Genomic DNA, 22,821 nt, shown 5'->3' on the forward strand with positions numbered 1-22,821 from the left:
GTTCTTTAGAAAGCCACTCTGGTTCTTAATCCTACGATGCTTACCGGTCCGCGGTCCCGGTTATACGCGGGATGCAGCACAAACTGGTAATCAGGACTTAAAGCAATATGCAGCCTGGTGATATTACATTGATAGAAAACTTCGGCAATCATTTCCGGTGCGTAGTTCAGCTGCCCGTCGCCGATCATGAATCCGGTACCGCCTGCGGCCAGGTAATGCCGGTGATCTGCAGAGATACCGTTTACCACCAGGGCGATGCCGGCATTATCCTGTGCGCGGCGCCAGGCTTTACCGCCCTGCAGCCAGCCGGCGCTGAGCGACTGGTCTATTTCGGTGTAAGCCCATGTTTCATGATGCCCGTCGTTCCAGGATGCTTTCAGGAAGATGCCGCCATCAGCTGTTATTTCCTGGTCCATATTGATACCGAAACCATATTTGGTACGCCCGTTGCTCCTTACTGCCGTGATGTCCGGCGTATCTTTGGCCATGTGCAACGCCTCACGGTAGCTGCCCATAGGCGCCTGGTTGAGGAATGCCATCAGCCGGATATTACCTTCCCGTTTACGGAGTGTATGCGTATGCGTTACTTCCAGCACCTGGCCGTTTGATTGTCCATAATGCCAGTTCAGCCTGGGGCCGTTGGCTTCCAGCGGCTCCAGCGAGGTGGCTGCCTGCACCATCCAGTTATCTTTTTTGTACTGAATGGTGAAAGCCATGGTATAACCGCGTACATCGGCAGGGTAGTCCCAGGCGGCATTGCTCATGAGCGACCAGTTCAGGAACTGGGTACGCGGGTCATGACTGTATTCATTCTGGTCGAAGAAGTCCGCCAGGCAATATTTACCGCCGATGAAGCGCAGGTAATGCGTGGGCGTCAGGCCGGCTACATTGTTCAGGTCATCATCGTCGGGCGTAACGCTGCGTGATAACGGTAACGTATATACGGCGTATGCCCTTGCCAGGTAAATTTTAGGCTTGGGATCGCCTACGCGGAAGGTTTCTCCGTTAGGGAAACCCGCAATGCCGGTAGCGTGGCTGAGACCTTCGCCACCAGCGAGTTCCGGGTTGATATATAATTCCAGGTTTTTCAGCGGACGTATACCTGCGTATATCGTGCTGGTAATGGAGGTTTTACCTTCTTCATGTGTCCGGAAGCTGTTGGGACCGGTGTACTTTGCTGAAAAGTCAGGATGCCATTGTGTAACCAGCGTTTGCTGGAAGTGGAAGGACCAGGGGATGGTATCCCGCTTTTTATCCTGCCCCAGCGCTTTGCCGGCACACAGTGTAATGATTCCTATAGATGATAGCAGTTGCTTCATGGATGTGCCTAATCTTTTAATGCATCATAGATCAGCAGCTGGTTTTTGGAGATCACCTTCTCATCGGGCTGCAGGCCGGAGCGGAGATAGGTAAGGTCGCCGGTAGCTTTGTCTACTTCCACCTGTCTTACCGCGATGTTGAATTTATCTTTGAACACCAGTACATAATTCTTGCTGTTATCAAAGATGACAGCCGCAGAAGGCACGGCAACCTGCTCATGCTGATCTGCATATTTGACATATACCGTAGCAAACATTTCAGGTTTCAGCAGCATATTTTTATTATCGATGCTGATGCGTACCTGCATGGTTTTGGTAGCGGGGTCCAGGAAGTTGTAGATCTTATCAATCTTGCCATGGAAGGGCTGATCGGGGTAGCTCACCGTTACCACATCAGCTTCATATCCTTCTTTGATTTTGGCTATATCTGTTTCAAAAACATTCGCCATCACCCACACATCATCCAGTTCCGAAATGGTAAAGATGTTGGCGCTGTTATCCGTACGGATTTCCATGCTGTTGTTGATGTTTTTCTCGATGATATAGCCGGAGATGGGAGCCGTAACGAGGTAGGTGGCGCCTTTACCTTTCTTGTATATTTTAAACAGGTCATTCAGGCGGTTGATTTCCGCATCATTTTTCTGCACTTCTCCCTTGGCGTTTACTACATCTTTCTCCGTGCTCAGGCGGCTGTCATACAGGTCTTGTGCCACTTTCAGGTTCTTTTCCGCCACGCCGCGTTCAGAGCGGGCCTGCGCCAGCTGTTTCTCATAATCGGCAATCTCGGCGCTATGGATAACGGCCAGTACCTGACCTTTCTGTACGTAGTCGCCCAGCTGTACTTTAATGTCTTCCACATATCCGCTCACCAGCGGGTATACCTTCAATACCTTACCACCATTGGGCGCTACCTTGCCTGACAGGCGCACTTCGTTGATGACCGGCTGCATATGCGCGGTGTCTATACGGATATTTTTCAGCATGGTATCGCTGAGAACGAAAGTGCTCTTTTCTGAATCTTCTGCCTGGCTGTGATTGCAACCACTCCATATAAATGCCGCCAGCAGCGAAAAGCCAACGAATAAAATGGGCTGTTTCATGTGCTTAGTTTTTAAATAATTCTTGACCTGTTGCATAATTGAGTTCTTCATAGGCGTTTACCCGGTTGGAGAGGAACTTGTTAATATTTTTAGCGTTATCACTGTAGCTGTTGAAGTAATCGATAAACTGCAGGAGAGAGATGTTGCCCTTGCTGAAATTTTTGGCTACTTCTGCGATGAGGGTATCAAACTCACCCCTGAACATATCCAGGTCGAAACTTTTGTAACGCTTTTCCAGCGCTGTAATCCGCTGCCATGCATTTAATACTTCAGTTTGTGCGATGGACTGCTGTTGCTGTAGCTGCTGTTTCTCCGCACCTATCTGCAGCTGCGCAGCCTTGATGTTTCCCTGATTGCGGTTCCATACGGGCAGGTCTATGCCTACGGTCAGCCCCAGGAACCTGTCTATGTTACTGCCTTCTTTGTCGTAGGTGCCGCCAAGGTGCAGGTCTGGTACTGCCATAGCTTTCTGCAGCCGGTAGTTCAGTTCCGCCGTCTGGTATTCAATGCCGGCAATCCGTACATCCGGGCGGTTTTTCGCTACGCTGTCCAGCAATTGCGGTAGTTGCAGGTTCTCAAGTTTATACCGGGCCAGATCTGCCGCTGCTATCGTGGCCTCATAGAAATCACCGGTATGGAGTATCTGCTGTAAATTTTTCTGAGCTTCCAGTTCCTGTTGTTTGAGATCGGCATAATCGTTCTCAATGCCTACCTGCAGGGCCTGCAGCCTGATCAGATCTGCATGTGCAACACTTCCTTTTTTATCTGCCGTAACATAGGCATCTACAATCCGCTGCAGGTTTCCCAGCTGTGCTTTCAATACTTTTTCTGACTGCTGGAGATAATATATATTGTAGAAGTTCTCGCGTAATTGCAGGCGCAGCGTGCGTGCCAGCTCATCGAAGGTAGCCTCGCTCATGCGGGTAGCCGCCGCAGCCAGTCTTACATTCTTATTTCTTTTGCCTGCCAGTTGAATCAGCTGGTCAATACTATATTGTACTTCTCCGCCTTTCCCCGCCAGGTTGAACGGCATGATCCTGTTGGTACTGCCAAAACCAAATACAGCGCTGAAGCTGGGATTATTCCACATCTTCGCCTGACGCACCAGCGCCTTGGATGCATCAATCTGATAGCGTTGTGCCAGCAGCATATAATTCCTGACCAGAAAGGAGTCTTCTACAGCCTGCAGTGTAACTGCCGTCTTGGAGGGAGATTGTGCCTGTATAGGTTGAATAAAGCCCAGGCCTGCAACGCATACTGATACGATCAGTGTCGTCATAGTTCGCATAATGCCAAATTTCATGACACAAAGCTCACCAAGCCAGATTAAAGGGGGCTTTAAGGCAGATTAAAAAGAAATTAAAATTCATTTGAGATGTGATTATTTGGTTATTTGGTTATTTGAGATTTGCCATGCGGCGGAGAATTTGTGGGGAGATTTTTAAGGGAGATACATCTCAAATAACCAAATAACGAAATAACAAAATCCCGATACGGGCCTGGTCTTCGCTGTGTTCTACATCTCAAATAACTAAATAAAAAAATCTCAGATATTACAAGTGGGGAAGAATCACCGTAAACGTAGTGCCCTCGTCAGGAGTAGACCCTACTGTGATGTGGCCGTTGTGGATCTGTACTATTTTTTTGCAGATGGAAAGGCCGAGGCCGTGGCCTCTTGTCTGGTGGGCATTTTCGCCACGGTAGAAGGGTTCAAATATTCTGTTGAATTCACCGGGAGGGATGAGTGGCCCGTTGTTCCTGATTTGTACGGTAATGTACTGGGTGAAGAAATCGATAGATACGTGAACGGTATTGTCTGTGGAGAATTTGCAGGCATTATCGATCAGGTTCAGGAAGAGCACTTTCAGCAGGCTCTCATTGCCGAAGCAGGTAACGAGCATATCGTTTTCCGGCACCTTGATGAAATGAATATCTACTTTACTGTTGGTCTTATGTTTCAGGTGGATGAGGTTGGCCATATCCATGAGCAGTTCATCGATACGTACTTCGCTGAAGACAAACTGCTGCTGCCGGAGTTCAGACTGCGCCAGTTGCAGCAGGCCGTTGGAGAGGTCGGAGAGGTTTTCCGCATCTTCCAGAACAGATACCAGCAGGGCATGATATTCTTCCTTAGTCCTTTCTTTGGAAAGCGTTACCTGCAGCTGGCTGATGATAGCGGCCAGGGGAGTGCGCAATTCATGGGAGGCATTGCTGACAAAACTCTTCTGCAGATCGAAGGACTCGCTGAGACGTTGCAGCATCGTGTTGAAGTTGGCGCCCAGCTTGGCTATTTCATCTTTCCCTTTGATGGCTACCTGTGTATCCTGGAGATTGTTGGCGTTGATGCTGTCTACCTGCTGCACAAGCTGGTCTATCGGCTGCACCATTTTACGGGCAAAGAAGTAACCTACACCCACCAGCACGATAACGGCGGTGAGCAGCTCCAGGAGCAGGATCTGGCGCAGGTTCTGCAGGTTCTGAAAGCCGTACTTGTCGAATGAGGAAACAATTACCATGACGGAAACTTCGCCTTCCGTGTAGTAAACGCCTACTACTTCATCATTGCCCTTGTCGGAGCTGTATAGCTTATTCTGCTTGATATAGTCCAGCAGGCTGCGATGCGTGCGGATGGTAGTATCTTTCAGGTTGCTGTACAGCAGGTCGTAGTTGGGATTATAAACGAGGATCGTTTCTTTGTAGAGGTCCTGAAACGTTGTCCGGTCCAGCTTGCGGAGAAGATCCACTTTCACGTGGCCATCTTCTATTATCACGTTGGCGATGGACCTGGCGCGGTATTCCAGCCTTTCCAGGTATTCAGCCTTGCGCGATTTGGCAGAGAAATAATAGGCCAGCACAGCAAAGGCTATCAGCAGGAGAGAAGCTGACAGCGTATAATACAGCGCTATTTTATATTTGATCTTCAAGCCGGCTTATTCTTCAGACAGATAATATCCCATACCTGTTTTGGTATGCAGCAGCTTCTGCTCAAAATCCTTGTCTATTTTCTTGCGGAGGAAATTCATGTATACCTCGATAACATTGGTGCCTGTATCAAAGTCGATATCCCAGACTTTTTCCGCGATCGTGAGTTTGGAGATCACCTTTCCCTTATGCAGTGCCAGAAAGTCCAGCAGCTGGTATTCCTTTGCGGTGAGCGCAATCTTTTTACCGCCGCGGGTCACTTCTTTTTTCTCCCGGTCAATTTCCAGGTCGGCGATACTGATTTTGTATTGAGTACTGTGTGGTGTTTCGGTGCCGGCGCGTTTGAGGAATACGCGGATGCGGGCCAGCAGCTCACGGAAATCGAAGGGTTTCACCAGGTAGTCATCTGCCCCCAGTTCAAAAGCCTGCATTTTATCTTCCACACCGCCGAGGGCGGTCAGCATAATCACTGGCACGCGGTTGTTCTTATGCCGGATTACTTCGCATATTTCATATCCGTTGTTATGCGGCAGGTTGAGATCCAGTATGACCAGGTCGTACTGGTTACTGGTAGCCAGGCTTTTGCCCATACGCCCGTCGTAGGCTACTTCCACATCGAAGCCGTTTTCTTCCAGGCCTTTCTTTACCGCATTGGCTACTTTAACTTCATCTTCAACAACCAGAATCTTTTGCATAGACATGGTTTTTTAGGGGGATACCGGGCCTCCGTCCGGCGGGAGCGGAGGTCCGGTAGCAGCATCAAATTAACTAATAAGATTTGCTTCCAGCTGCATTATTTTTTCAAACAGCTGCTCATATTGCTGTTCAGCTCTTTCCAGGAATTTCAGTACGTCCTGGTATTCACTTTCCACCTGGGCAAATTTTGTTTTGTCGTTATAGGTGTCAGGGGTACCCAGACTGGCTTCCAGGCTGGCCTTGCGCTCTTTCAGGCTGGCTACCTGTCCTTCTACCTGCGAAAACTGTTTCTGTTGTTTCTGCAGTTCGCGCTGTACATCTTTATTGATAGCGCCGGCGCCTTTAGCTTCGGGAGCCGGTGCCTGCTGTTTATTTTCTTTTTTGCTTTCGCTCACCGCCTTTACCGGTTGTGCTGCGTTGGCTGCCATTCTCTTTTTCCACTCTTCATATTCGGTGTAGGTGCCTTTAAACTCCTTGATTTCGCCGTCGATGATCTCCCATATCTTGTTGGCAGTCTGGCTCACAAAGTAACGGTCATGCGATACGAGTACAAGGCTGCCGTCGTATTTGTTCAGTGCATCTATCAGCATCTGCACGGAGTTCATATCCAGGTGGTTCGTCGGCTCATCGAGCATCAGGAAGTTCGCCTGGCTAATGATGGTTTTGGCGAGTGCCACCCTGGCTTTTTCACCTCCGGAGAGGATACGTATTTTTTTGAAGACGTCATCGCCGGTGAAGAGGAAACATCCCAGGAGCTGACGCAGTTCCAGCTCGGTGCGGCCGCTGCCGAAGTTCTTCAGCTCATCGAGGATTTCGCTGTTCAGATCCAGCGACTCCAGCTGGTGCTGGGCGTAGAAACTGGTGACAACGTTATGGCCCGGTACGCGTTCGCCTTCCAGGGATTCCATACCGAAGATGATACGGAGCAGGGTAGACTTACCTTTACCGTTGGCGCCGATGAGCGCTATTTTATCGCCGCGGTTGATCTCTGCGCTGGTATTTTTCAGAATGCTGATGTCGCCATAGCTCTTGCTGATGTTATTCAGCGTGCATAAAATTTTGCCGGGCGTTTTATCTACGGTAAAGTTAATCTTGATTTTAGACGGGCCATTATCCACCTGCTCCACGCGTTCCAGCTTGTCGAGCCGCTTCGCGATACTCTGTGCCTGCGCGGCTTTGGAGGCTTTCGCCTTAAAGCGTTCGATGAAGCGTTCCTGCTGGCGGATATAATCCTGCTGGTTTTCGTAGGCGCGTTGCTGCATTTCCCGGCGCAGTTCCTTTTCTACTTCATAGTCGGCATACGAGCCGGCATAGTGATGCAGCTGCTGCTGGTAAACTTCCACAATCCTGTTCACCATGCGGTCCAGGAAGTAGCGGTCATGCGAAACGATGATGACAGCGCCGTTGTAACCAACCAGGTATTTTTCCAGCCACTCAATGGAGGGGAGGTCAAGGTGGTTGGTAGGCTCATCGAGCATAAGTACATCCGGCTGCTGGAGGATAAGGCGGGCAAGGAGTACGCGCATACGCCATCCTCCGGAGAACTGGCTGTAGGGCCTGTCCAGGTCGGCGGTGGTGAAGCCGAGGCCTTCCAGTACCTGAGCCGTTTTGTGTTTCATGTTATAACCGTCCAGCGCTTCAAATTCATGCAGCGCGTCGCTGAACTGGTGCAGCAGCTCGTCTGTCTGGCTGTGCTCCAGTTCCCTGGTCAGGCGGTCAATTTCCTTTTCCAGTTCCAATGCTTTACCAAAGGCCATCATGCCTACGGTGAGGATAGAGTCATCTGTTTCAAAGCTGAGCAGGTCCTGGTTGAAGAAACCTATCGTCAGATTTTTGCTTTTATTGATACTTCCTTTTGAAATAGAATATTCGCCATTGATAATGCGCAGCAGGGTGGACTTGCCGGTGCCATTCAGTCCGATAAGACCTACCCGGTCACCCGGCTCAATATGCCAGGATGAATCTTCAAGAATAACCCTGGACCCAAATTCAAACGTAATGTCCTGTAATGCGATCAACATAAAATAGAAAAATTGGATAAAAAACGTGCAAAGGTAACCAGTATTTACGTCATTTTAATGAATAACTCCCCTTTGTATTATTTTAATATTTATTTATTTGATTGTTTGGTATTTATATGTGTTTTGTTGTTTTTATTTGTTTAGATAGATGCATATAACATGCACATTTATAAATTGGAAGGATGAAATTGGTAAATGATTACATTTGTCGTTCTATGTTCAACAAAGTTATTGTCTATGAATTTTAAAGTATGCGTACCCGTAGGAATCATATTGCTGGCAGCAGCACTATTTGCCTGTAATTCGTCTGCTCCCGCGGAGAACACCACCGCGGCACCTGCAGCAACAGCGCTGCAGGCGCCCTACAGCCAGGTGTTTTATGACTCCCTGCAGCAAACCATGCAATCCTATTATACCCTGTCCGGCGCACTGGTAAAGGCTGACAGCAGCGCAGCCAATGCAGCGGCGGCAGTGTTGAAGCTGCATGTAGACAGCTTACCGGTATATACCTTGCAGATGGACAGCGTGCACCTGTCCAATATCACCGGCACCACTGGCAGCATCAGCGCAGAGCTGACCGGGTTTGCAGGGGAGAAGGACCTGGAAGGAAAACGCGCTTCCTTTCAGATGGTATCAGATATGTTGTATGACCTGGTGAAAAATACCGGCCTGAAAGGCAAGACAATCTATCATCAGTACTGCCCCATGGCCTTTGATGATAAAGGCGCTTACTGGCTGAGCGACAGCGCAGCAATACTGAATCCCTATTTCGGTGATAAAATGCTCCACTGCGGAGAAACAAAAGATACGCTGATGTATAAATAATTGCGGAAGCATGCGGGCAGTGACGGCTTTGGCTGCTGCTGCCCGTTGCCCCGTATCTGCCCCATTACCCGCCACCGCCGCTCTTCCGGCATTTAGCCTTTGTTCAGCAATTATTGACTTACCCCCGGTTTTGACTACAAACAAAACGGATCCGGCTACAGCCGCGCGCCTGAACAGGAGGATATTTGTACCGGATTCATGATGAACCCGATGTTGTATTTTCTTAATTTTAACGTTGAGTTTTATGAGAACTGTGCTGATTACAGGCGCGAACAAGGGCATTGGCCTTGAAACAGCCCGGCAACTGGCTGCACTGGGAAATTTTGTTTATATCGGCAGCAGAAATATTGTTAACGGACAAAAGGCGGCGGACGAGCTGAAAGCTGCCGGGCTGGCCAGTGTGGCGGCCATTGCGCTGGATGTAACCGACCCGGAGTCTGTCAGGAAGGCAAAGACAGTACTGGAACGCCAGTCCGGTACACTGGATGTGTTGATTAATAATGCCGGCATCGCCGGAGAACAGCAGCAGTTAGCTGCCGGCACTATGAAAACTGTGCGCGATCTGTTTGAAACGAATTTCTTCGGAGCACTGCAGACTATACAGATCATGTTACCGTTGCTGCAGCAATCTCCGGCTCCGTCGATCATAAACGTATCCAGTGAAGTAGGCTCCCTGGCCATGAACATGGCGGCAGACAGAAAACCCAACTGGGCGAACTACTCCGCCTACGCGGCTTCCAAGACTGCCTTAAATGCGCTGACTGTTATGCTGGCCAACGAGCTGCGTCAGCACAATATAGTGGTGAACAGCGTTACACCTGGCTATACAGCCACTGACCTTAATCATCATCATGGTTTTAAAACGGTTCAGGAAGGAGCAAAGCCGATTGTGGAACTGGCCATGTCGGCCGACCGGACACTGACCGGTAAATTCCTGCAGCACGGAGGAGAAGTACCCTGGTAATATCATCATCAAAAAATTTTAAGCATGACCAACAGCCATATAAAGCGTATCAGATCCATTACCGAATATCACCGCAGCCGGGGCTTATCCGCGCCGGAGCATCCGTTGATCAGCCTGATAGACTACAGCGATATCAGGCATTCGGACGAGATCAATGATTTCAGCTGGTCTTATGATTTTTATTTTATTGCGATGAAGCGCGGGCTGGACGGCAAAATAAAATACGGACAGCAGGAATATGATTTTGATGAAGGAACCATGTTTTTCATAGCGCCCGGACAGGTATTCAGGATTGAAGCCAGGCAAGACTCGCCGGACAAATCAGGATGGATGCTGCTGGTACATCCTGATTTCTTCAGAAATACCGCTCTGGCAAAGCATATCAGAAAATACCAATACTTCGGATATTCAGTCCGGGAAGCACTGTTTCTTTCCGAAAAGGAAGAAACAGCAGTCACCGCTATTGCCGATAGTATCCGGCAGGAATATCATACCAATATTGATAAATTCAGCCAGCAGATTATTGTTTCACAGATAGAAGTGTTACTCAATTATGCCGAGCGTTATTACAACCGGCAGTTCATCACGCGCGGGGTCTGCAATCATCAGGTCCTGGAACGGCTGGAAGCCTTGCTGGATGAATATTTTGAGCATACGCACAAGGAAGGGCTGCCCACCGTAAACTATGTTGCTGAACAACTGAATCTTTCACCGGATTATCTCAGTTCCCTGCTGAAAGTCTCTACCGGACTGACCACCCAGCAACATATCCATGAAAAGCTGATTGAAAAGGCGAAGGAAAGATTAACCGGCACTACCTTGTCGGTGAGCGAAATCGCCTATGAGCTGGGATTTGAGCACTCGCAGTCCTTCAGCAAGCTATTCAAGGCCAAGACCGATTTTTCCCCCCTGGCATTCAGACGATCTTTTTGCTGAGATGCCATCAGCGATTCTTTCCCGGCATCATCCGCCTGTAATATTCGCTTGTAATATTCATTAATTATATCAGATGTTAACCCTTCCCGCTGGTTCTTATTCTTTTGTCAGGTAATATTGTCAGGATACAATCCTGCCAAGGCGCTGGTTCGGTTTTTGAAACCAGGGGAGAGGGATTTATGGATTTACGGATTTTGGAATTTAGGGATTTTAAAATGCAGCGGATAATTACGCGAAGATCTTCGCTGCATTTTAAAATCCCTAAATTCCAAAATCCGTAAATCCGTAAATCCAAAATCCCCGGCTGGGGGTCTTTTTAACTGTCAGCCCGTCGCTGTGGGAAGAATTATTTTTAAAATCCGTTGATTACAAGGGGGCTGAGCAAAAAGCTAACAAACTATTTCTTAACTTCGCAAACATTTTATAAAGGAAATATAGCGCATGTAAAAAATTATGTGCTAACATCAAAACGTATGATAAATATCACTTTACCGGATGGAGCAGTTCGTCAGTATGAATCAGGAGTAACTGCCTTAGACATCGCCAAATCCATCAGCGAAGGATTGGCACGCAAAGTATTGGCCGCAAAAGTTAACGGGCAGGTAGTGGATGCTACGCGCCCGGTTACAACGGATGCTACGCTGCAATTACTGACCTGGGGTGATACGGATGGTAAAGCAACGATGTGGCACTCTTCCGCTCACCTTATGGCGGAAGCGCTGGAAGCGCTGTATCCCGGTGTGAAACTGGGTATAGGTCCTGCTATTGAAAATGGTTTCTATTACGATATTGATCTGGGCGGCCGTCCTATCACCGATGAAGACCTCCGTAAAATAGAGGCCAAAATGGTGGAGCTGTCCAAACAGAATAGTGTGTACCTGCGCAAAGAAGTGAGTAAGGCAGATGCCTTACAGTATTTCACGGAAAAAGGAGATGAGTACAAGCTGGAGCTGATTAACGATCTGCAGGACGGAAGCATTACCTTCTACACACAGGGTGGTTTTACTGACCTGTGCCGCGGACCGCATATCCCGAATACCGGTTTCATCAAGGCGATAAAGCTGACCAACATTGCAGGCGCTTACTGGCGTGGTAATGAAAACAATAAGATGCTGACCCGCATCTATGGTATCACTTTCCCGACCCAGAAAGAGCTGGATGAATACCTGGCGTTACTGGAAGAGGCGAAGAAACGCGATCACCGGAAACTGGGCAAGGAACTGGAACTGTTTACCTTCTCCGAAAAAGTGGGACTGGGTTTACCGATGTGGCTTCCTAAAGGCGCCATGCTGCGCGAACGCCTGCAACGCTTCCTCCAGGAGGCCCAGCTGGCAAGCGGTTATCTGCCGGTAGTAACGCCGCATATCGGGAACAAGAACCTGTATATTACCTCCGGTCACTACGAGAAATATGGTAAGGACAGCTTCCAGGCTATTCACACGCCGGAAGAAGGAGAGGAGTTCATGCTGAAACCGATGAACTGTCCGCATCACTGCGAACTGTATAAAGCGTCTCCCAAATCCTACAAGGACCTGCCGGTGCGCTTTGCGGAATTCGGTACCGTATACCGTTACGAGCAGCATGGTGAACTGCATGGGCTGACCCGTGTGCGTGGCTTTACTCAGGATGATGCGCATCTTTTCTGCCGTCCGGACCAGGTGAAGGAAGAATTCCAGAAAGTGATAGACCTGGTGATGTATGTGTTCAAAAGCCTCGATTTTACAGAATATACCGCACAGATCTCCCTGCGCGATCAGGAAGACCGCAGCAAGTATATCGGTAACGAAGAGAACTGGAACCTGGCAGAACAGGCGATTATAGAATCCGCACAGGAAAAAGGGTTAAATACCGTGGTAGAATACGGCGAAGCTGCGTTCTATGGTCCTAAGCTGGACTTCATGGTGAAGGATGCCCTGGGCCGTAAATGGCAGCTGGGAACGATCCAGGTGGATTACAACCTGCCGGAACGCTTTGAGCTGGAATATATAGGCGCTGATAACATGAAACACCGGCCGGTAATGATTCACCGTGCACCGTTTGGTTCACTGGAGCGTTTTATAGCCGTGCTGATTGAACACTGCGGTGGTAAATTCCCCCTGTGGCTGACACCTACGCAGGTAAAAATTCTGCCAATCAGTGACAAGAGTCAGGCCTATGCAGAAAAAGTGGCAGAATTGCTAAAAAAAGCGGAAATTCGCGCAGAGATTGACGATAGAAGTGAAAAGATAGGTAAGAAGATCCGTGATACAGAACTGGCAAAAGTGCCATATATGCTGGTCCTCGGAGAAAAAGAAGCAGCAGATAACATTGTGGCCGTCCGCCGTCAGGCTAAAGGTGACCTGGGTACCATGACCCTGGAACAATTCATCGGACAGGTAAATGAAGAAGTAGCCAGCCGCAGTTAATACTGCCTGTGTTTTATAAATGTGGAAAAAAAGTATATAAAACAATGAACATTCTATAAATCAGGTATGTTAATTGCTGCAGATTTTCCCCTTACATTTGTATAAGTTGTTTTTGGTCCATGAGTGGTATATGGACCATGGACTATGGACAATAATTTATAAATCTTATATTTTTTAATGCAACAAAGACCCAGACCAAATTTTGGCGGAAACAACAACCGGGGCAGAAACCCGAACTTCCGCAGGGAACAACAACAAGAACATCGCACCAACAGGATGATACGCGTTCCTGAGGTAAGACTTGTAGGTGAAAATATTGAGGTAGGTGTCTACAAAACTGAGGATGCGCTGCGCATGGCAGAAGAACAGGGTTTAGACCTGGTTGAAATTTCCCCAAATGCAGTCCCCCCCGTTTGCCGTATCATCGACTACAATAAATTCCTTTACGAGAAGAAGAAGAAGGAAAAGGAAATGAAGGCGAAGGCGCATAAAAGCGAAGTAAAAGAAATCCGCTTTACGCCCAACACCGACGATCATGACTTCGACTTCAAGGCCAAACATGCGGAGAACTTCCTGAAAGAAGGCAACAAGGTGAAAACCTACGTACAGTTCAAAGGCCGTGCTATCATGTTTAAAGAGCGCGGAGAATTGATTCTGCTGAAATTTGCAGAAAGACTGGCAGAAGTAGGTGGCCTGGAAAGTATGCCAACCATGGAAGGTAAGCGTATGATCGCCATCTTCGCACCTAAGTCAGCGAAGAAGAAAGAGAAAGAACCCAAAGAGCCGAGAGAGCAGCGCGAACCGAAAGACGCGAAAGAACCGAAAGAACCGCGTGTAACTGAAGGCAAGCCTGAAGATCAGGCTTAATCTGGTCCTCATATCTTATTAACAGCGGCACAGCAAAGTGTTTACTTTGCTGTGCCGTTTTTTATTGTATTTCCTTCATTACTTTTTTAGCCCTGGAACGGATGCCTGGTGATGGTTCGTGTTCCAACAGGTCTTCCAGCAGTATCCTGATTTCATTTTTGATCTCCGGATATTCCTTCGCCAGGTTGGCAAGGACCGTCATGGAAAAGGCTTTGATGGCAATCATTTCCTTCGGATCTTCCAGATAGGAAAAGCAGGCGTTCATTACCGGGCCATGCAGTTCTTCCGGCACCTGAATAAATTGCAGTACACGCAGCACATTTCTTTTTACGGCAGAAGGCAGCGCCGGATCCTCCATCCTGGTTACCATAGTAGTCAGATGAGGCGCCAGGAGGGCCGGGTATTTTTCTGCCACCATGCTGATGATCCAGGCGCTGCGTTGCACCACCCGGTATTCATCATGAAGAAACAGGTCGATCAGTTCCGCAAATTTCCTGGCATCTCTGCCGATCCATCTGGCGATCTGCTGCGCCTGGGTTTTGCTGTGTTCTTTCAGTATTGCATTCCGGATATCCATATACGGCAATTTAAAACGAAGTTGGCAAATACCGTATAAGCGTACAGGTTATTTCTCGGAATCTTCGGGGAGGTTGCCGTGGCGGACCAGGTATTCGTAAGTCTTTTCCCGCATCCGGGTAATATCCTGGGGACGTACCTGCACATCTGTTTCCTTGCCCATATCGTCCCATATCCTGATCTGAATGTATTGCTGGAACAGCGGATCATTGCGGAAGGCAGCCGCTTCTTCTTCAGACATGGGGCCACCTTGCCAGGCGAGGGTTTGCTTGCTGGCTTCCGAAAGGGTATCGTAATAGGCGCTGTCAGAAAAGGTGAGGTAGCGTTTTGCCGCAACATGGCTGGCTACCAGCTGCGCCATCCGCTGAGGGAAGCCTGCAGCAGTGAGATAGGCGCTGCCCAGGTTATCGTGCGCGCGGGTACCGTAATGTTCCATCTGGGTTTCTTCTTCAAAAAAATGACCAATATCGTGCAGAAATGCCGCCAGAATCATTTCATCACTGAAACCGCTGCGTTCCGCTATCAGTGCTGATTGCATCATATGCATCAGCATCGTGACACTCTCTCCGTATTCATGATGTCCATGCTCGTCATACAATGCAAAGATGTCATTTACCACCTGCTGCGCCCTGATTTCCCTGTTATTCATTTCGTGTGTATATTAACGTTAGTACATTAAAATTTTTCAGCTGTGAAGATTATATTAATATCGTAAAAGTTCAGCACAGGGGTGTTATGGCAATATTAATTTTTACTGCTGCCGGCCGCAGTCAATCCGGGAATAACCTTACCTTTGTGCTTTGTCACCCGAACAATTCAATCTGAACCATTGCTGAAAAAAGAATTACGCGTCATCCTCCTGTCGCTGGTCGTTAGTTTTATACTTACACTGGCCAAGTTTGCCGCGTATTATGTAACCCACTCTGTCGCCATCCTGTCGGACGCGATGGAATCTATTATCAACGTGGTAGCCGGCGCATTTGCGAGCTACAGCATCTATCTCTCCGGAAAGCCCAGAGATGCGAATCATCCTTACGGGCACGGCAAGGTGGAATTTTTCTCTATCGGTTTTGAAGGCGCCATGATATTTTTCGCGGGCGTGCTGATTATGTTCAAGGCGGTACAGTATTTTATCAGTCCGCGGGAATTGCATGGCATGGACAGCGGTTTGTGGTTGCTGGGAGCTACCACCGTAGCTAACCTGCTGCTGGGCCTGTACCTGCAGCGTGCCGGAAAACAGCTGGGTTCTATCACCATCAGCGGTAACGGGCAGCATATCATGACAGACGTATACAGCAGCGCGGGCCTGATCGTTGCACTGGGCGTTATCCGCTTTACCGGCTGGAACTGGCTGGATCCCGCTGTATCCGTACTGATGGGCATCCTCATCCTCGCGAAAGGCTACCAGCTGATGCGCACTTCCATCTCCGGCCTGATGGATGAAACAGATATGAAAGTAGTAGACAGGCTGATAGAAATTCTGTCTGCACACCGTGTTCCCAACTGGATAGATATACATAACACCCGCGTACAGCAATACGGTAACAACTACCACATCGATTGTCACATCACAATGCCTTATTACCTGGAACTGAGTGAAGCGCATGATGAGATGAAACGGGTAGAAGTGCTCGTCAATAAAGAGTTTAAGGGCCATGAAGTAGAATTCTTCATTCACATGGACCCCTGCATTCCTGCCTGCTGCCACTACTGCCTGAAAGCAACATGCCCCGTCCGCAGCCACCCGTTTACAGGGGAGATCGTTTGGACAAGAGATAATGTGTTGCCGAACCGGAAACACGGGGCGGAATAAAATTGCGAATTACGAATTGCGAATTACGAATGAGGAGCGAAGACATAAGCGGATAAAGAATTTACTTCTTCGCTTATGTCTTCGCTCCTCATTCGTAATTCGCAATTCGTAATTCGCAATTTTATTCCGCCCCTGCTTCTTCTCCATCTCCGTGGCCAAGCATTTCCCGGATGGGTTTTACGGCCTGATAGATGCCACGGTTGTATTTATTACCGAGTATGATGAGGGTAGTGGTGTCTTGTACGAAGCGGTAGAAGACGGTGTTGTTGCCGTGCCACCAGCCGTTGTGGTAAACAATGTTTTTGGTGCTGTCCGGGTATACCATAAGTCTCCAGCCGAGGCCGTAGTTACGGATGCCTGGTTTTTCGTGACTGTAGGGTGTGTAGGCGGCCTTCAGGGTGGCCGAGTCCAGTAGCTGACCGGAATAGAGAGCCTGGTCCCATTTGAGCATATCGCGGGCGGTACTGTAAATGCCTTTGTCGCCCATAACGCCGTCGAAATAGGTGTCCGGTTCCGCCTGCCCGTTGTACTTATGACTTTGGGTCTGGTGTGGCCTGCCGGCGGATGAGGGATTATACACGAATGTATTGACCATCTGCAGCGGTTTAAAGAAGGTCTGCTGCATGAAGTCGGCGTATTTTTGTCCGCTTACCTTTTCGATGATGGAAGCGAGTAAGAGGTAATTGGTATTGCAGTACTGGAAGTGTGTATCCGGCAGGTGCTGGATGGGTGGTTTGTGGGCAGTCATCAGTTTGATGACCTCCTCGTTGGTAATGAAGCTGGATGGGTCTTTCCAGAGGCTGTCACAGAAGTAGAGGTAGTTGGGCAGGCCGCTGCGGTGATTCAGCAGCATGCGTACGTTGACGCCCTTGTAGGGGAAGTCCGGAAAAAATTTCTGGATGGAATCTTCCAGGTGGAGTTGTTCTTTCTGAACGAGCCACATAATACCTGCGCCTGTAAAGGTTTTAGACACAGATGCCAGCTGGAAGGCGGAGCTGTCTATTACCGGTGTTTTGGTCCGGTAGTTTTCAAAGCCATGATATTGTTCAAAGATAATGACGCCTTTTTTAGCTACCAGAATGGCGCCGTTAAATCCGCTGCGCAGCAGTTTTCCGGAATAAAAGCTGCTGAGTTCCCGCTGTAGCTGCACAGTACGGGGCGATTTCAGGATCGCGTCTTTTTGTGCGGCTGTTAATCCCAGGGTATATAAGCTGCTGTCTGCTGCTGCTTTTTTTCTGTTTGCTTCCTTACGTGCTGCGTTGCTCTGGCAACTGGTTACTATGGCGACTCCTGTTATCGTTAAGATGATACTGACTGCTTTCAATCTCTTCATGAGAGGTATTTCACTGCTTACTTAATCTGATTCTCTTTCTGAAAAATACAAAGCGCTAAAATTATACTGATTATCAGTGTATACCAAATAAATGCCCGTGTCTCCACTGCTTTTAATGTATTTTTAAGCGTTGATGTTTAATAAACATTTAAAAAAACACCTTGAGAAGCCCGTTTTTTTAATTAAAATCGAATTTGGTTGCGATAGTATTTGATTTCTCCCGAACATCAAGTAGGTTTGTGCCTTGTTTTTTCCCCCGCGTAGCAGCAATTATTAAGCCAATTGCCATACGGAGATATACATATAATTCTTTATAATATTATGACGCAGGTTAAGTCTACAAGTTATCCGAAGGAAAAGATCAGCATTTTATTGTTGGAGAATATCAGCGACGCTGCCGTGGCAGAGTTTACATCGGCGGGATATAGTGTCCGTAAGCTGACGGGCGCGCTCAGCGAAGCTGATCTGATCAATGAAATCAAAGACGTGCACCTGCTTGGCATCCGTTCGAAAACCCAGGTTACCGCTAAGGTACTGGAAGCTGCGAAGAAGCTGCAAGCTATCGGCTGCTTCTGTATCGGCACCAACCAGGTGGACCTCAAATCAGCTACGGCACATGGTGTGGCTGTTTTCAACGCTCCCTATTCCAATACCCGCTCTGTTGCCGAGCTGGTAATAGGGTTATCTATCATCCTGATCCGCCGTATTGTGGACAAAAATGCCGCTGCACACAAAGGCGTATGGATGAAAGAAGCAACCGGCAGCTATGAGCTGAGAGGTAAAACGCTGGGCATCGTAGGATATGGAAACATAGGAAGCCAGGTAAGCGTGCTCGCAGAAGGAATGGGCATGAACGTTATCTATTACGATGCTGAAACAAAACTGCCGCTGGGTAATGCCGTACAGCAGAAAACACTGGAAGAACTGTTTAAACAGGCAGATATCATCTCCCTGCACGTGCCTTCTACCAGAATAACCGCTAACATGATTAATAAGGAAACACTGTCCTACGTAAAGAAGGGCGCTATCTTTATTAACTATGCCAGAGGAGAAGTGGTAGATCTGGATGCGCTGAAGGATGCGCTGGTAAGCGGACAGCTGTCCGGAGCTGCTATTGACGTATTCCCCGTAGAACCGGAAAAAAACGGAGCTGCCTTCAGCACGCCGCTGCAGCAATTGCCCAACGTGATCCTTACCCCGCACATCGGCGGTAGCACAGAGGAAGCGCAGCATAACATCGGTCTGGATGTGAGCAGCAAAATGCTCAACTACCTGGAAAAGGGCGCCAGCTTTGGTTCCCACACGGTGCCGGCTATCAGCGTACCACCCATCGAAAACACGCACCGTATCCTGCACGTGCATGAAAACGTACCCGGCGTACTGTCTGCCATCAATACCGCCTTATCTGAAAAGAAAATCAACATCCTTGGTCAGTACCTCAAAACCAACGACCAGATCGGTTACGTGGTACTGGACATAGACAGGCAGCTGTCGCAGGAAGCACTGACGCTCCTGAAAGATGTAAATCATACAATTAAAGCGAGGTTGCTTTATTAATCGGGTTCGTTTTTGAATTACAAATTACGAATTGCGAATTACGAATGCAGAAGCGAAGATCTGAACGTAGATTAAAGGAATATTTCACTGTTATCCCCTTTAATCTACGTTCAGATCTTCGCTTCTGCATTCGTAATTCATAATTCGTAATTCGTAATTCTAAATCTTTTTGTTATCCTTGCAATGTAACAGAAATTAATAAACGCATGAATAAAAGAAAAGCGATCCTGGCAGGAGTGGGATTGGTAGCTGCCATGCTGTTGCAGGTAAGGGCACAGGCACAGGACGACAGCAACAAGTGGGCTCCGGCCAATATTAAAATTGACGGACTGGCTACAGAATGGCCAAAACCATTACAGTTTTATAACAACGATACAAAACTGTTTTATACCATCGCCAATAACAAGGACACGCTTTTTATTATCGTCAGCGTACCTGATAAATACAGCCAGCTGAAGATCATGAAGTCTGGCCTGACGGTTTCTGTGAGCCCTTCCGGTAAGAAGAAAGGCGGCGCTTCTGTGACCTTCCCGCTGGCCGCGGAAATATCCGCACCTACAGATGTGCCGAAGGAATCCGTGGAACGCCTCACGGAAGAATGGCGCAAACAGACGCTGGCAAGCGTAAAGGAAATTAAGGTAGACGGACTTACCGGTGTAACAGATGGTAACGTTCCTGTAAATAATCAGTACGGTATCAGAACTGCCGCCATGCTCGACGGAGCAGGTAACCTGGTATGTGAAATGGCTGCACCATTCAGTGTATTGGGCATTCCGGCCGGCTACGATAAATCTATCGCTTACCATTTCAAAGTAAATGCTATCAGTGCCGCTGAACGCAGAGAGAAAGAAAAAGCCATACGCGATAAAGCCGCCAAAGCCGCGCAAGGGCAGGGTGGTGGCCCCGATCAGGCTGACCAGATGAATATGATGATGTTCTTCTCCGTAGATTTCTGGACGAAACAGGTATTAGCTACGACTCCACAGTAATTTGATTATTTTATTATTTGAGATTTAATTATTTAAAAAAATGCAGCAAAGATTTCTGTGTAAATCTTCGCTGCATTTTTTTTAAATAACCAAATCTCAAATAATAAAATGACTCAATAAATAATGATTTCATCGGTGAAGAGAAAACCGTGTTGTGCATTTTTGGCGCGGACTCTTATGTAGCGCGCGTTGTGGCCTTGTAAGGTGAATTTAAAATCTTTGAAGGCGAGGGTAGACAACGTTACCGGAATATCGTTGGGAACGGTTTGTACCGGTTTGAAATCTTTGCCATTATCAGATAACAGTACTTCTACTTCAGAGGGCATATATACTCCCGGGCCTGTTAATTGCATAAAATTGATGGAAAGACTTTGCAGGGGAGTGATTTGTCCCATATCTACAGTTACGTCCATGTCGTTTGTAAAACCTTGCCACTGGCCATCCCCATAGGTCAGTGAACCACGGTAACCATTTACTAGGGTAGTTTCCTGTTGTGCAGGATAGCTTTTATTATAAGAAAGATGATAACTTACTTTTTTACCGATGGCCTTATGTTCATCTACCATAAGGGTAGCTGGTTTGCCCTGCAATATGGTGTCCCGGAAGATGGCGGCAGTCACGGGTGCTGAGCCGGAAACAGTGAAGGGCCCGGTGTACAGCGCAGATTGAGATGTAGGCACACTGCCGTCCAGCGTATAGCGAATCATTGGCTGGTACTGCTCTGTGCTGAAGGTAACGGTGGTCTGCTTTTGAGCATTATTTCTTTCCGTATGAACAGATACATCATACGAAGGTCGATAGTAATTTACGTTTAGCCGTTGGAGTAAGCGGTACTGGCTTTGCATTCTTTTGTGAAAATCCTGCCAGTCTTTCAACGCGGGGGATGTCCATACAACTTCCGACAGCGCCAGCAGGCGGGGATAGATCATATATTCCAGGTGGTAGGTATTGGGGATATATTCTGTCCAGGTGTTGGCCTGGGCGCCGAGGATATGCCTGGCTGCTTTGGCGTCCAGCTCTTTTGGTACCGGGTCGTAGCTGTAGACCTTTTCCAGTGGCAGGAATCCGCCGATGGCTTCCGGTTGTGTAACCGGATTGGCCTGGTAGCTGTCGAAGTAGCAGTAGCCGCCCGGCGTCATAATAACGTCGTGACCCTGCCTTGCAGCAGCGATGCCGCCGCTTTCACCGCGCCAGGACATGACAGTGGCTTCCGGTGCCAGGCCGCCTTCCAGTATTTCATCCCATCCGAGCAGTTTACGTTTATGGGAGAGGAGGAATTTTTCCATCCGGCGGATGGCGTAGCTCTGCAGCTCTTTTTCATCTTTCAGCTTTTCTGTGCGGATGCGCTGCTGGCATTTCGGGCAATGTTTCCATGCTTTGGTATCTGCTTCGTCGCCACCAATATGTATATAGGTGGATGGAAAAATATCCATCACTTCCTGCAGTACATTTTGCAGGAAAGCAAAGGAGCTGTCATTGCCCAGGCAGAACTCTGCATTTTTATAAGGCTGACCGGAGCAGGAGAGTTCCGGATACATGGCCAGTACTTCTTCCGAATGGCCCGGCATTTCAATTTCCGGGATGACGGTAATTCCTTTGCGGGCGGCATAGGCCACTATTTCGTGCGCTTCTTCCTGGGTATAGTATCCGCCGTAGGCATTGGGATCTCCGGCGCTGGCATATTGACGGCCATTCTTCCACCATGCTTTCCAGTCCGGATAATTGCGCCAGGCGGCCTGTTGTGTCAATAGCGGATAGCGTTTTATTTCCAGTCTCCATCCGGCGCCGTCTGTCAGGTGCCAGTGGAAGGTATTCATTTTATACAGAGCCATCAGGTCGATAAACCTTTTGATATAAGCGGCGGGGAAGAAATTACGGGAAACATCGAGGTGGACGCCGCGGTATCCAAACCGCGGATAGTCGCTGATTTCGGCGCATGGCAGCAGCGCCGGATCGGGTTGCAGCAACCGCAGCTGCAGGAGTGTCATCACCGCGCTGACAGCGCCGGCATTACTTCTGGCCGTAATGGTCACTGCCTGGGGCGTAATCTGTATGCGATAACCATCTTCCTGTGGCAGCATTGCCGCCGATGCCTTCATAAAAATAAATCTTGCTGCGGCAGCCATCCCGGTGGGTTTGGGCCCCGCCTCCTTAAGCAGATCCATCGCTTCGTGAAAATCATTGCCTTCACAAATAACATGCTCCGTAAACCGGAATGAACCCTCCAGTGCCCTTACACTGGCGGGTTTTGGCACAATGTCCAGGTTGCCCGTCTGCTGCGCGGCAACACCAATAGCACTCAGGAGCAGCAGCGATAGGAAACCGAAATGTAGTTTTTTCATAGCCGCAATGATAATAAAAATTGTGAATTACGAATTACGAATGATGAATGGCGAATGAGCGCGAAGATTGAAGCGGGGTTTATTTAGTATTTTTTTATTGGAGATTTTAGATCCAAAGTTTGTTTTCCCTTCTACTTATAAGTACCAAAGAGCATC

At 48.3% G+C, this 22,821-nt stretch carries 18 protein-coding genes; 8 read left to right on the forward strand and 10 right to left on the reverse strand.

Features of this window, described 5'->3' with window-relative positions:
* Window positions 1-5 precede the first annotated feature (5 nt).
* The 6 genes from GWG06_RS02065 to GWG06_RS02090 all read right to left on the reverse strand — a co-directional run bounded on the left by GWG06_RS02065 (window position 6) and on the right by GWG06_RS02090 (window position 8,058).
* Complete coding sequence (locus GWG06_RS02065) at window positions 6-1,319, reverse strand: carbohydrate porin (RefSeq protein ID WP_160711017.1); 1,314 nt, start codon at window positions 1,317-1,319, stop codon at window positions 6-8.
* 8 nt (window positions 1,320-1,327) lie between these two features.
* Window positions 1,328-2,419: an efflux RND transporter periplasmic adaptor subunit gene (locus GWG06_RS02070; protein WP_127042230.1), complete on the reverse strand. Its 1,092-nt coding sequence runs from the start codon at window positions 2,417-2,419 to the stop codon at window positions 1,328-1,330.
* 4 nt (window positions 2,420-2,423) lie between these two features.
* On the reverse strand, window positions 2,424-3,707 hold the full coding sequence (locus tag GWG06_RS02075; protein ID WP_160711018.1) for a TolC family protein: 1,284 nt from the start codon (window positions 3,705-3,707) through the stop codon (window positions 2,424-2,426).
* A 265-nt stretch (window positions 3,708-3,972) separates the two neighbouring features.
* Window positions 3,973-5,343, reverse strand: a complete 1,371-nt coding sequence (locus tag GWG06_RS02080) for a sensor histidine kinase (protein WP_127042234.1) — start codon at window positions 5,341-5,343, stop codon at window positions 3,973-3,975.
* Between the two features lie 6 nt (window positions 5,344-5,349).
* A complete protein-coding gene (locus GWG06_RS02085) occupies window positions 5,350-6,036 on the reverse strand; it encodes a response regulator transcription factor (RefSeq protein WP_202182924.1) in 687 nt (228 codons plus the stop codon).
* Between the two features lie 69 nt (window positions 6,037-6,105).
* Complete coding sequence (locus GWG06_RS02090) at window positions 6,106-8,058, reverse strand: ABC-F family ATP-binding cassette domain-containing protein (protein WP_127042238.1); 1,953 nt, start codon at window positions 8,056-8,058, stop codon at window positions 6,106-6,108.
* A gap of 237 nt (window positions 8,059-8,295) precedes the next feature.
* Between GWG06_RS02090 and GWG06_RS02095 the strand changes: the two genes are divergently transcribed.
* From GWG06_RS02095 to infC, 5 genes are all read left to right on the forward strand, one after another.
* Window positions 8,296-8,883 (forward strand): DUF3347 domain-containing protein, encoded by a 588-nt coding sequence (locus GWG06_RS02095; RefSeq protein WP_160711019.1) that lies wholly within the window; start codon window positions 8,296-8,298, stop codon window positions 8,881-8,883.
* Window positions 8,884-9,127: 244 nt separating this feature from the next.
* Window positions 9,128-9,847: an SDR family oxidoreductase gene (locus GWG06_RS02100; RefSeq protein ID WP_160711020.1), complete on the forward strand. Its 720-nt coding sequence runs from the start codon at window positions 9,128-9,130 to the stop codon at window positions 9,845-9,847.
* A 24-nt stretch (window positions 9,848-9,871) separates the two neighbouring features.
* On the forward strand, window positions 9,872-10,783 hold the full coding sequence (locus GWG06_RS02105) for a helix-turn-helix domain-containing protein (protein ID WP_160711021.1): 912 nt from the start codon (window positions 9,872-9,874) through the stop codon (window positions 10,781-10,783).
* A gap of 473 nt (window positions 10,784-11,256) precedes the next feature.
* A complete protein-coding gene (gene thrS, locus GWG06_RS02110; protein WP_127044409.1) occupies window positions 11,257-13,188 on the forward strand; it encodes a threonine--tRNA ligase in 1,932 nt (643 codons plus the stop codon).
* A gap of 177 nt (window positions 13,189-13,365) precedes the next feature.
* Window positions 13,366-14,055: a translation initiation factor IF-3 gene (gene infC / locus GWG06_RS02115; RefSeq protein ID WP_127044217.1), complete on the forward strand. Its 690-nt coding sequence runs from the start codon at window positions 13,366-13,368 to the stop codon at window positions 14,053-14,055.
* A gap of 61 nt (window positions 14,056-14,116) precedes the next feature.
* Here the strand turns inward: infC and GWG06_RS02120 are convergent, their stop codons facing one another.
* Both GWG06_RS02120 and GWG06_RS02125 read right to left on the reverse strand, forming a co-directional pair.
* Window positions 14,117-14,632 (reverse strand): hypothetical protein, encoded by a 516-nt coding sequence (locus tag GWG06_RS02120; protein WP_160711022.1) that lies wholly within the window; start codon window positions 14,630-14,632, stop codon window positions 14,117-14,119.
* A gap of 48 nt (window positions 14,633-14,680) precedes the next feature.
* Entirely contained in the window at window positions 14,681-15,280 is a 600-nt protein-coding gene (locus tag GWG06_RS02125) for an HD domain-containing protein (RefSeq protein WP_127044219.1), read from the reverse strand.
* A gap of 180 nt (window positions 15,281-15,460) precedes the next feature.
* On the opposite strand from GWG06_RS02125, the gene GWG06_RS02130 reads away from it, so the two are divergent.
* The gene (locus GWG06_RS02130; protein WP_127044220.1) at window positions 15,461-16,444 is read left to right on the forward strand and encodes a cation diffusion facilitator family transporter; all 984 of its coding nucleotides are present in this window, start codon (window positions 15,461-15,463) and stop codon (window positions 16,442-16,444) included.
* A gap of 121 nt (window positions 16,445-16,565) precedes the next feature.
* Here the strand turns inward: GWG06_RS02130 and GWG06_RS02135 are convergent, their stop codons facing one another.
* Window positions 16,566-17,777 carry a serine hydrolase domain-containing protein gene (locus GWG06_RS02135; protein ID WP_235938084.1) on the reverse strand — a complete coding sequence of 404 codons (1,212 nt, stop codon included), beginning with the start codon at window positions 17,775-17,777 and terminating at the stop codon, window positions 16,566-16,568.
* 321 nt (window positions 17,778-18,098) lie between these two features.
* Here GWG06_RS02135 and serA point away from each other — a divergent pair, with 321 nt between their 5' ends.
* Window positions 18,099-19,334, forward strand: coding sequence for a phosphoglycerate dehydrogenase (serA, locus tag GWG06_RS02140; protein ID WP_127044221.1), 1,236 nt, complete (start codon window positions 18,099-18,101; stop codon window positions 19,332-19,334).
* A 206-nt stretch (window positions 19,335-19,540) separates the two neighbouring features.
* Window positions 19,541-20,323 carry a hypothetical protein gene (locus tag GWG06_RS02145; protein ID WP_160711023.1) on the forward strand — a complete coding sequence of 261 codons (783 nt, stop codon included), beginning with the start codon at window positions 19,541-19,543 and terminating at the stop codon, window positions 20,321-20,323.
* A gap of 113 nt (window positions 20,324-20,436) precedes the next feature.
* On the opposite strand, the gene GWG06_RS02150 is transcribed toward GWG06_RS02145, so the two are convergent.
* Window positions 20,437-22,665 (reverse strand): glycoside hydrolase family 20 protein, encoded by a 2,229-nt coding sequence (locus GWG06_RS02150; protein ID WP_160711024.1) that lies wholly within the window; start codon window positions 22,663-22,665, stop codon window positions 20,437-20,439.
* Between the last annotated feature and the right edge of the window lie 156 nt (window positions 22,666-22,821).

The sequence above is a fragment of the Chitinophaga solisilvae genome (assembly GCF_009928525.1).
GTDB lineage: Bacteria > Bacteroidota > Bacteroidia > Chitinophagales > Chitinophagaceae > Chitinophaga > Chitinophaga solisilvae.

What these genes read in the sequence shown, in the direction of transcription:
- GWG06_RS02065 (WP_160711017.1), bottom strand. Translation starts at nt 1,319, where the DNA reads ATGAAGCAACTGCTATCATCTATAGGAATCATTACACTGTGTGCCGGC.
- GWG06_RS02070 (WP_127042230.1), bottom strand. Translation starts at nt 2,419, where the DNA reads ATGAAACAGCCCATTTTATTCGTTGGCTTTTCGCTGCTGGCGGCATTT.
- GWG06_RS02075 (WP_160711018.1), bottom strand. Translation starts at nt 3,707, where the DNA reads ATGCGAACTATGACGACACTGATCGTATCAGTATGCGTTGCAGGCCTG.
- GWG06_RS02085 (WP_202182924.1), bottom strand. Translation starts at nt 6,036, where the DNA reads ATGCAAAAGATTCTGGTTGTTGAAGATGAAGTTAAAGTAGCCAATGCG.
- GWG06_RS02090 (WP_127042238.1), bottom strand. Translation starts at nt 8,058, where the DNA reads ATGTTGATCGCATTACAGGACATTACGTTTGAATTTGGGTCCAGGGTT.
- GWG06_RS02095 (WP_160711019.1), top strand. Translation starts at nt 8,296, where the DNA reads ATGAATTTTAAAGTATGCGTACCCGTAGGAATCATATTGCTGGCAGCA.
- GWG06_RS02100 (WP_160711020.1), top strand. Translation starts at nt 9,128, where the DNA reads ATGAGAACTGTGCTGATTACAGGCGCGAACAAGGGCATTGGCCTTGAA.
- GWG06_RS02105 (WP_160711021.1), top strand. Translation starts at nt 9,872, where the DNA reads ATGACCAACAGCCATATAAAGCGTATCAGATCCATTACCGAATATCAC.
- thrS (WP_127044409.1), top strand. Translation starts at nt 11,257, where the DNA reads ATGATAAATATCACTTTACCGGATGGAGCAGTTCGTCAGTATGAATCA.
- infC (WP_127044217.1), top strand. Translation starts at nt 13,366, where the DNA reads ATGCAACAAAGACCCAGACCAAATTTTGGCGGAAACAACAACCGGGGC.
- GWG06_RS02120 (WP_160711022.1), bottom strand. Translation starts at nt 14,632, where the DNA reads ATGGATATCCGGAATGCAATACTGAAAGAACACAGCAAAACCCAGGCG.
- GWG06_RS02125 (WP_127044219.1), bottom strand. Translation starts at nt 15,280, where the DNA reads ATGAATAACAGGGAAATCAGGGCGCAGCAGGTGGTAAATGACATCTTT.
- GWG06_RS02135 (WP_235938084.1), bottom strand. Translation starts at nt 17,777, where the DNA reads ATGAAGAGATTGAAAGCAGTCAGTATCATCTTAACGATAACAGGAGTC.
- serA (WP_127044221.1), top strand. Translation starts at nt 18,099, where the DNA reads ATGACGCAGGTTAAGTCTACAAGTTATCCGAAGGAAAAGATCAGCATT.
- GWG06_RS02145 (WP_160711023.1), top strand. Translation starts at nt 19,541, where the DNA reads ATGAATAAAAGAAAAGCGATCCTGGCAGGAGTGGGATTGGTAGCTGCC.
- GWG06_RS02150 (WP_160711024.1), bottom strand. Translation starts at nt 22,665, where the DNA reads ATGAAAAAACTACATTTCGGTTTCCTATCGCTGCTGCTCCTGAGTGCT.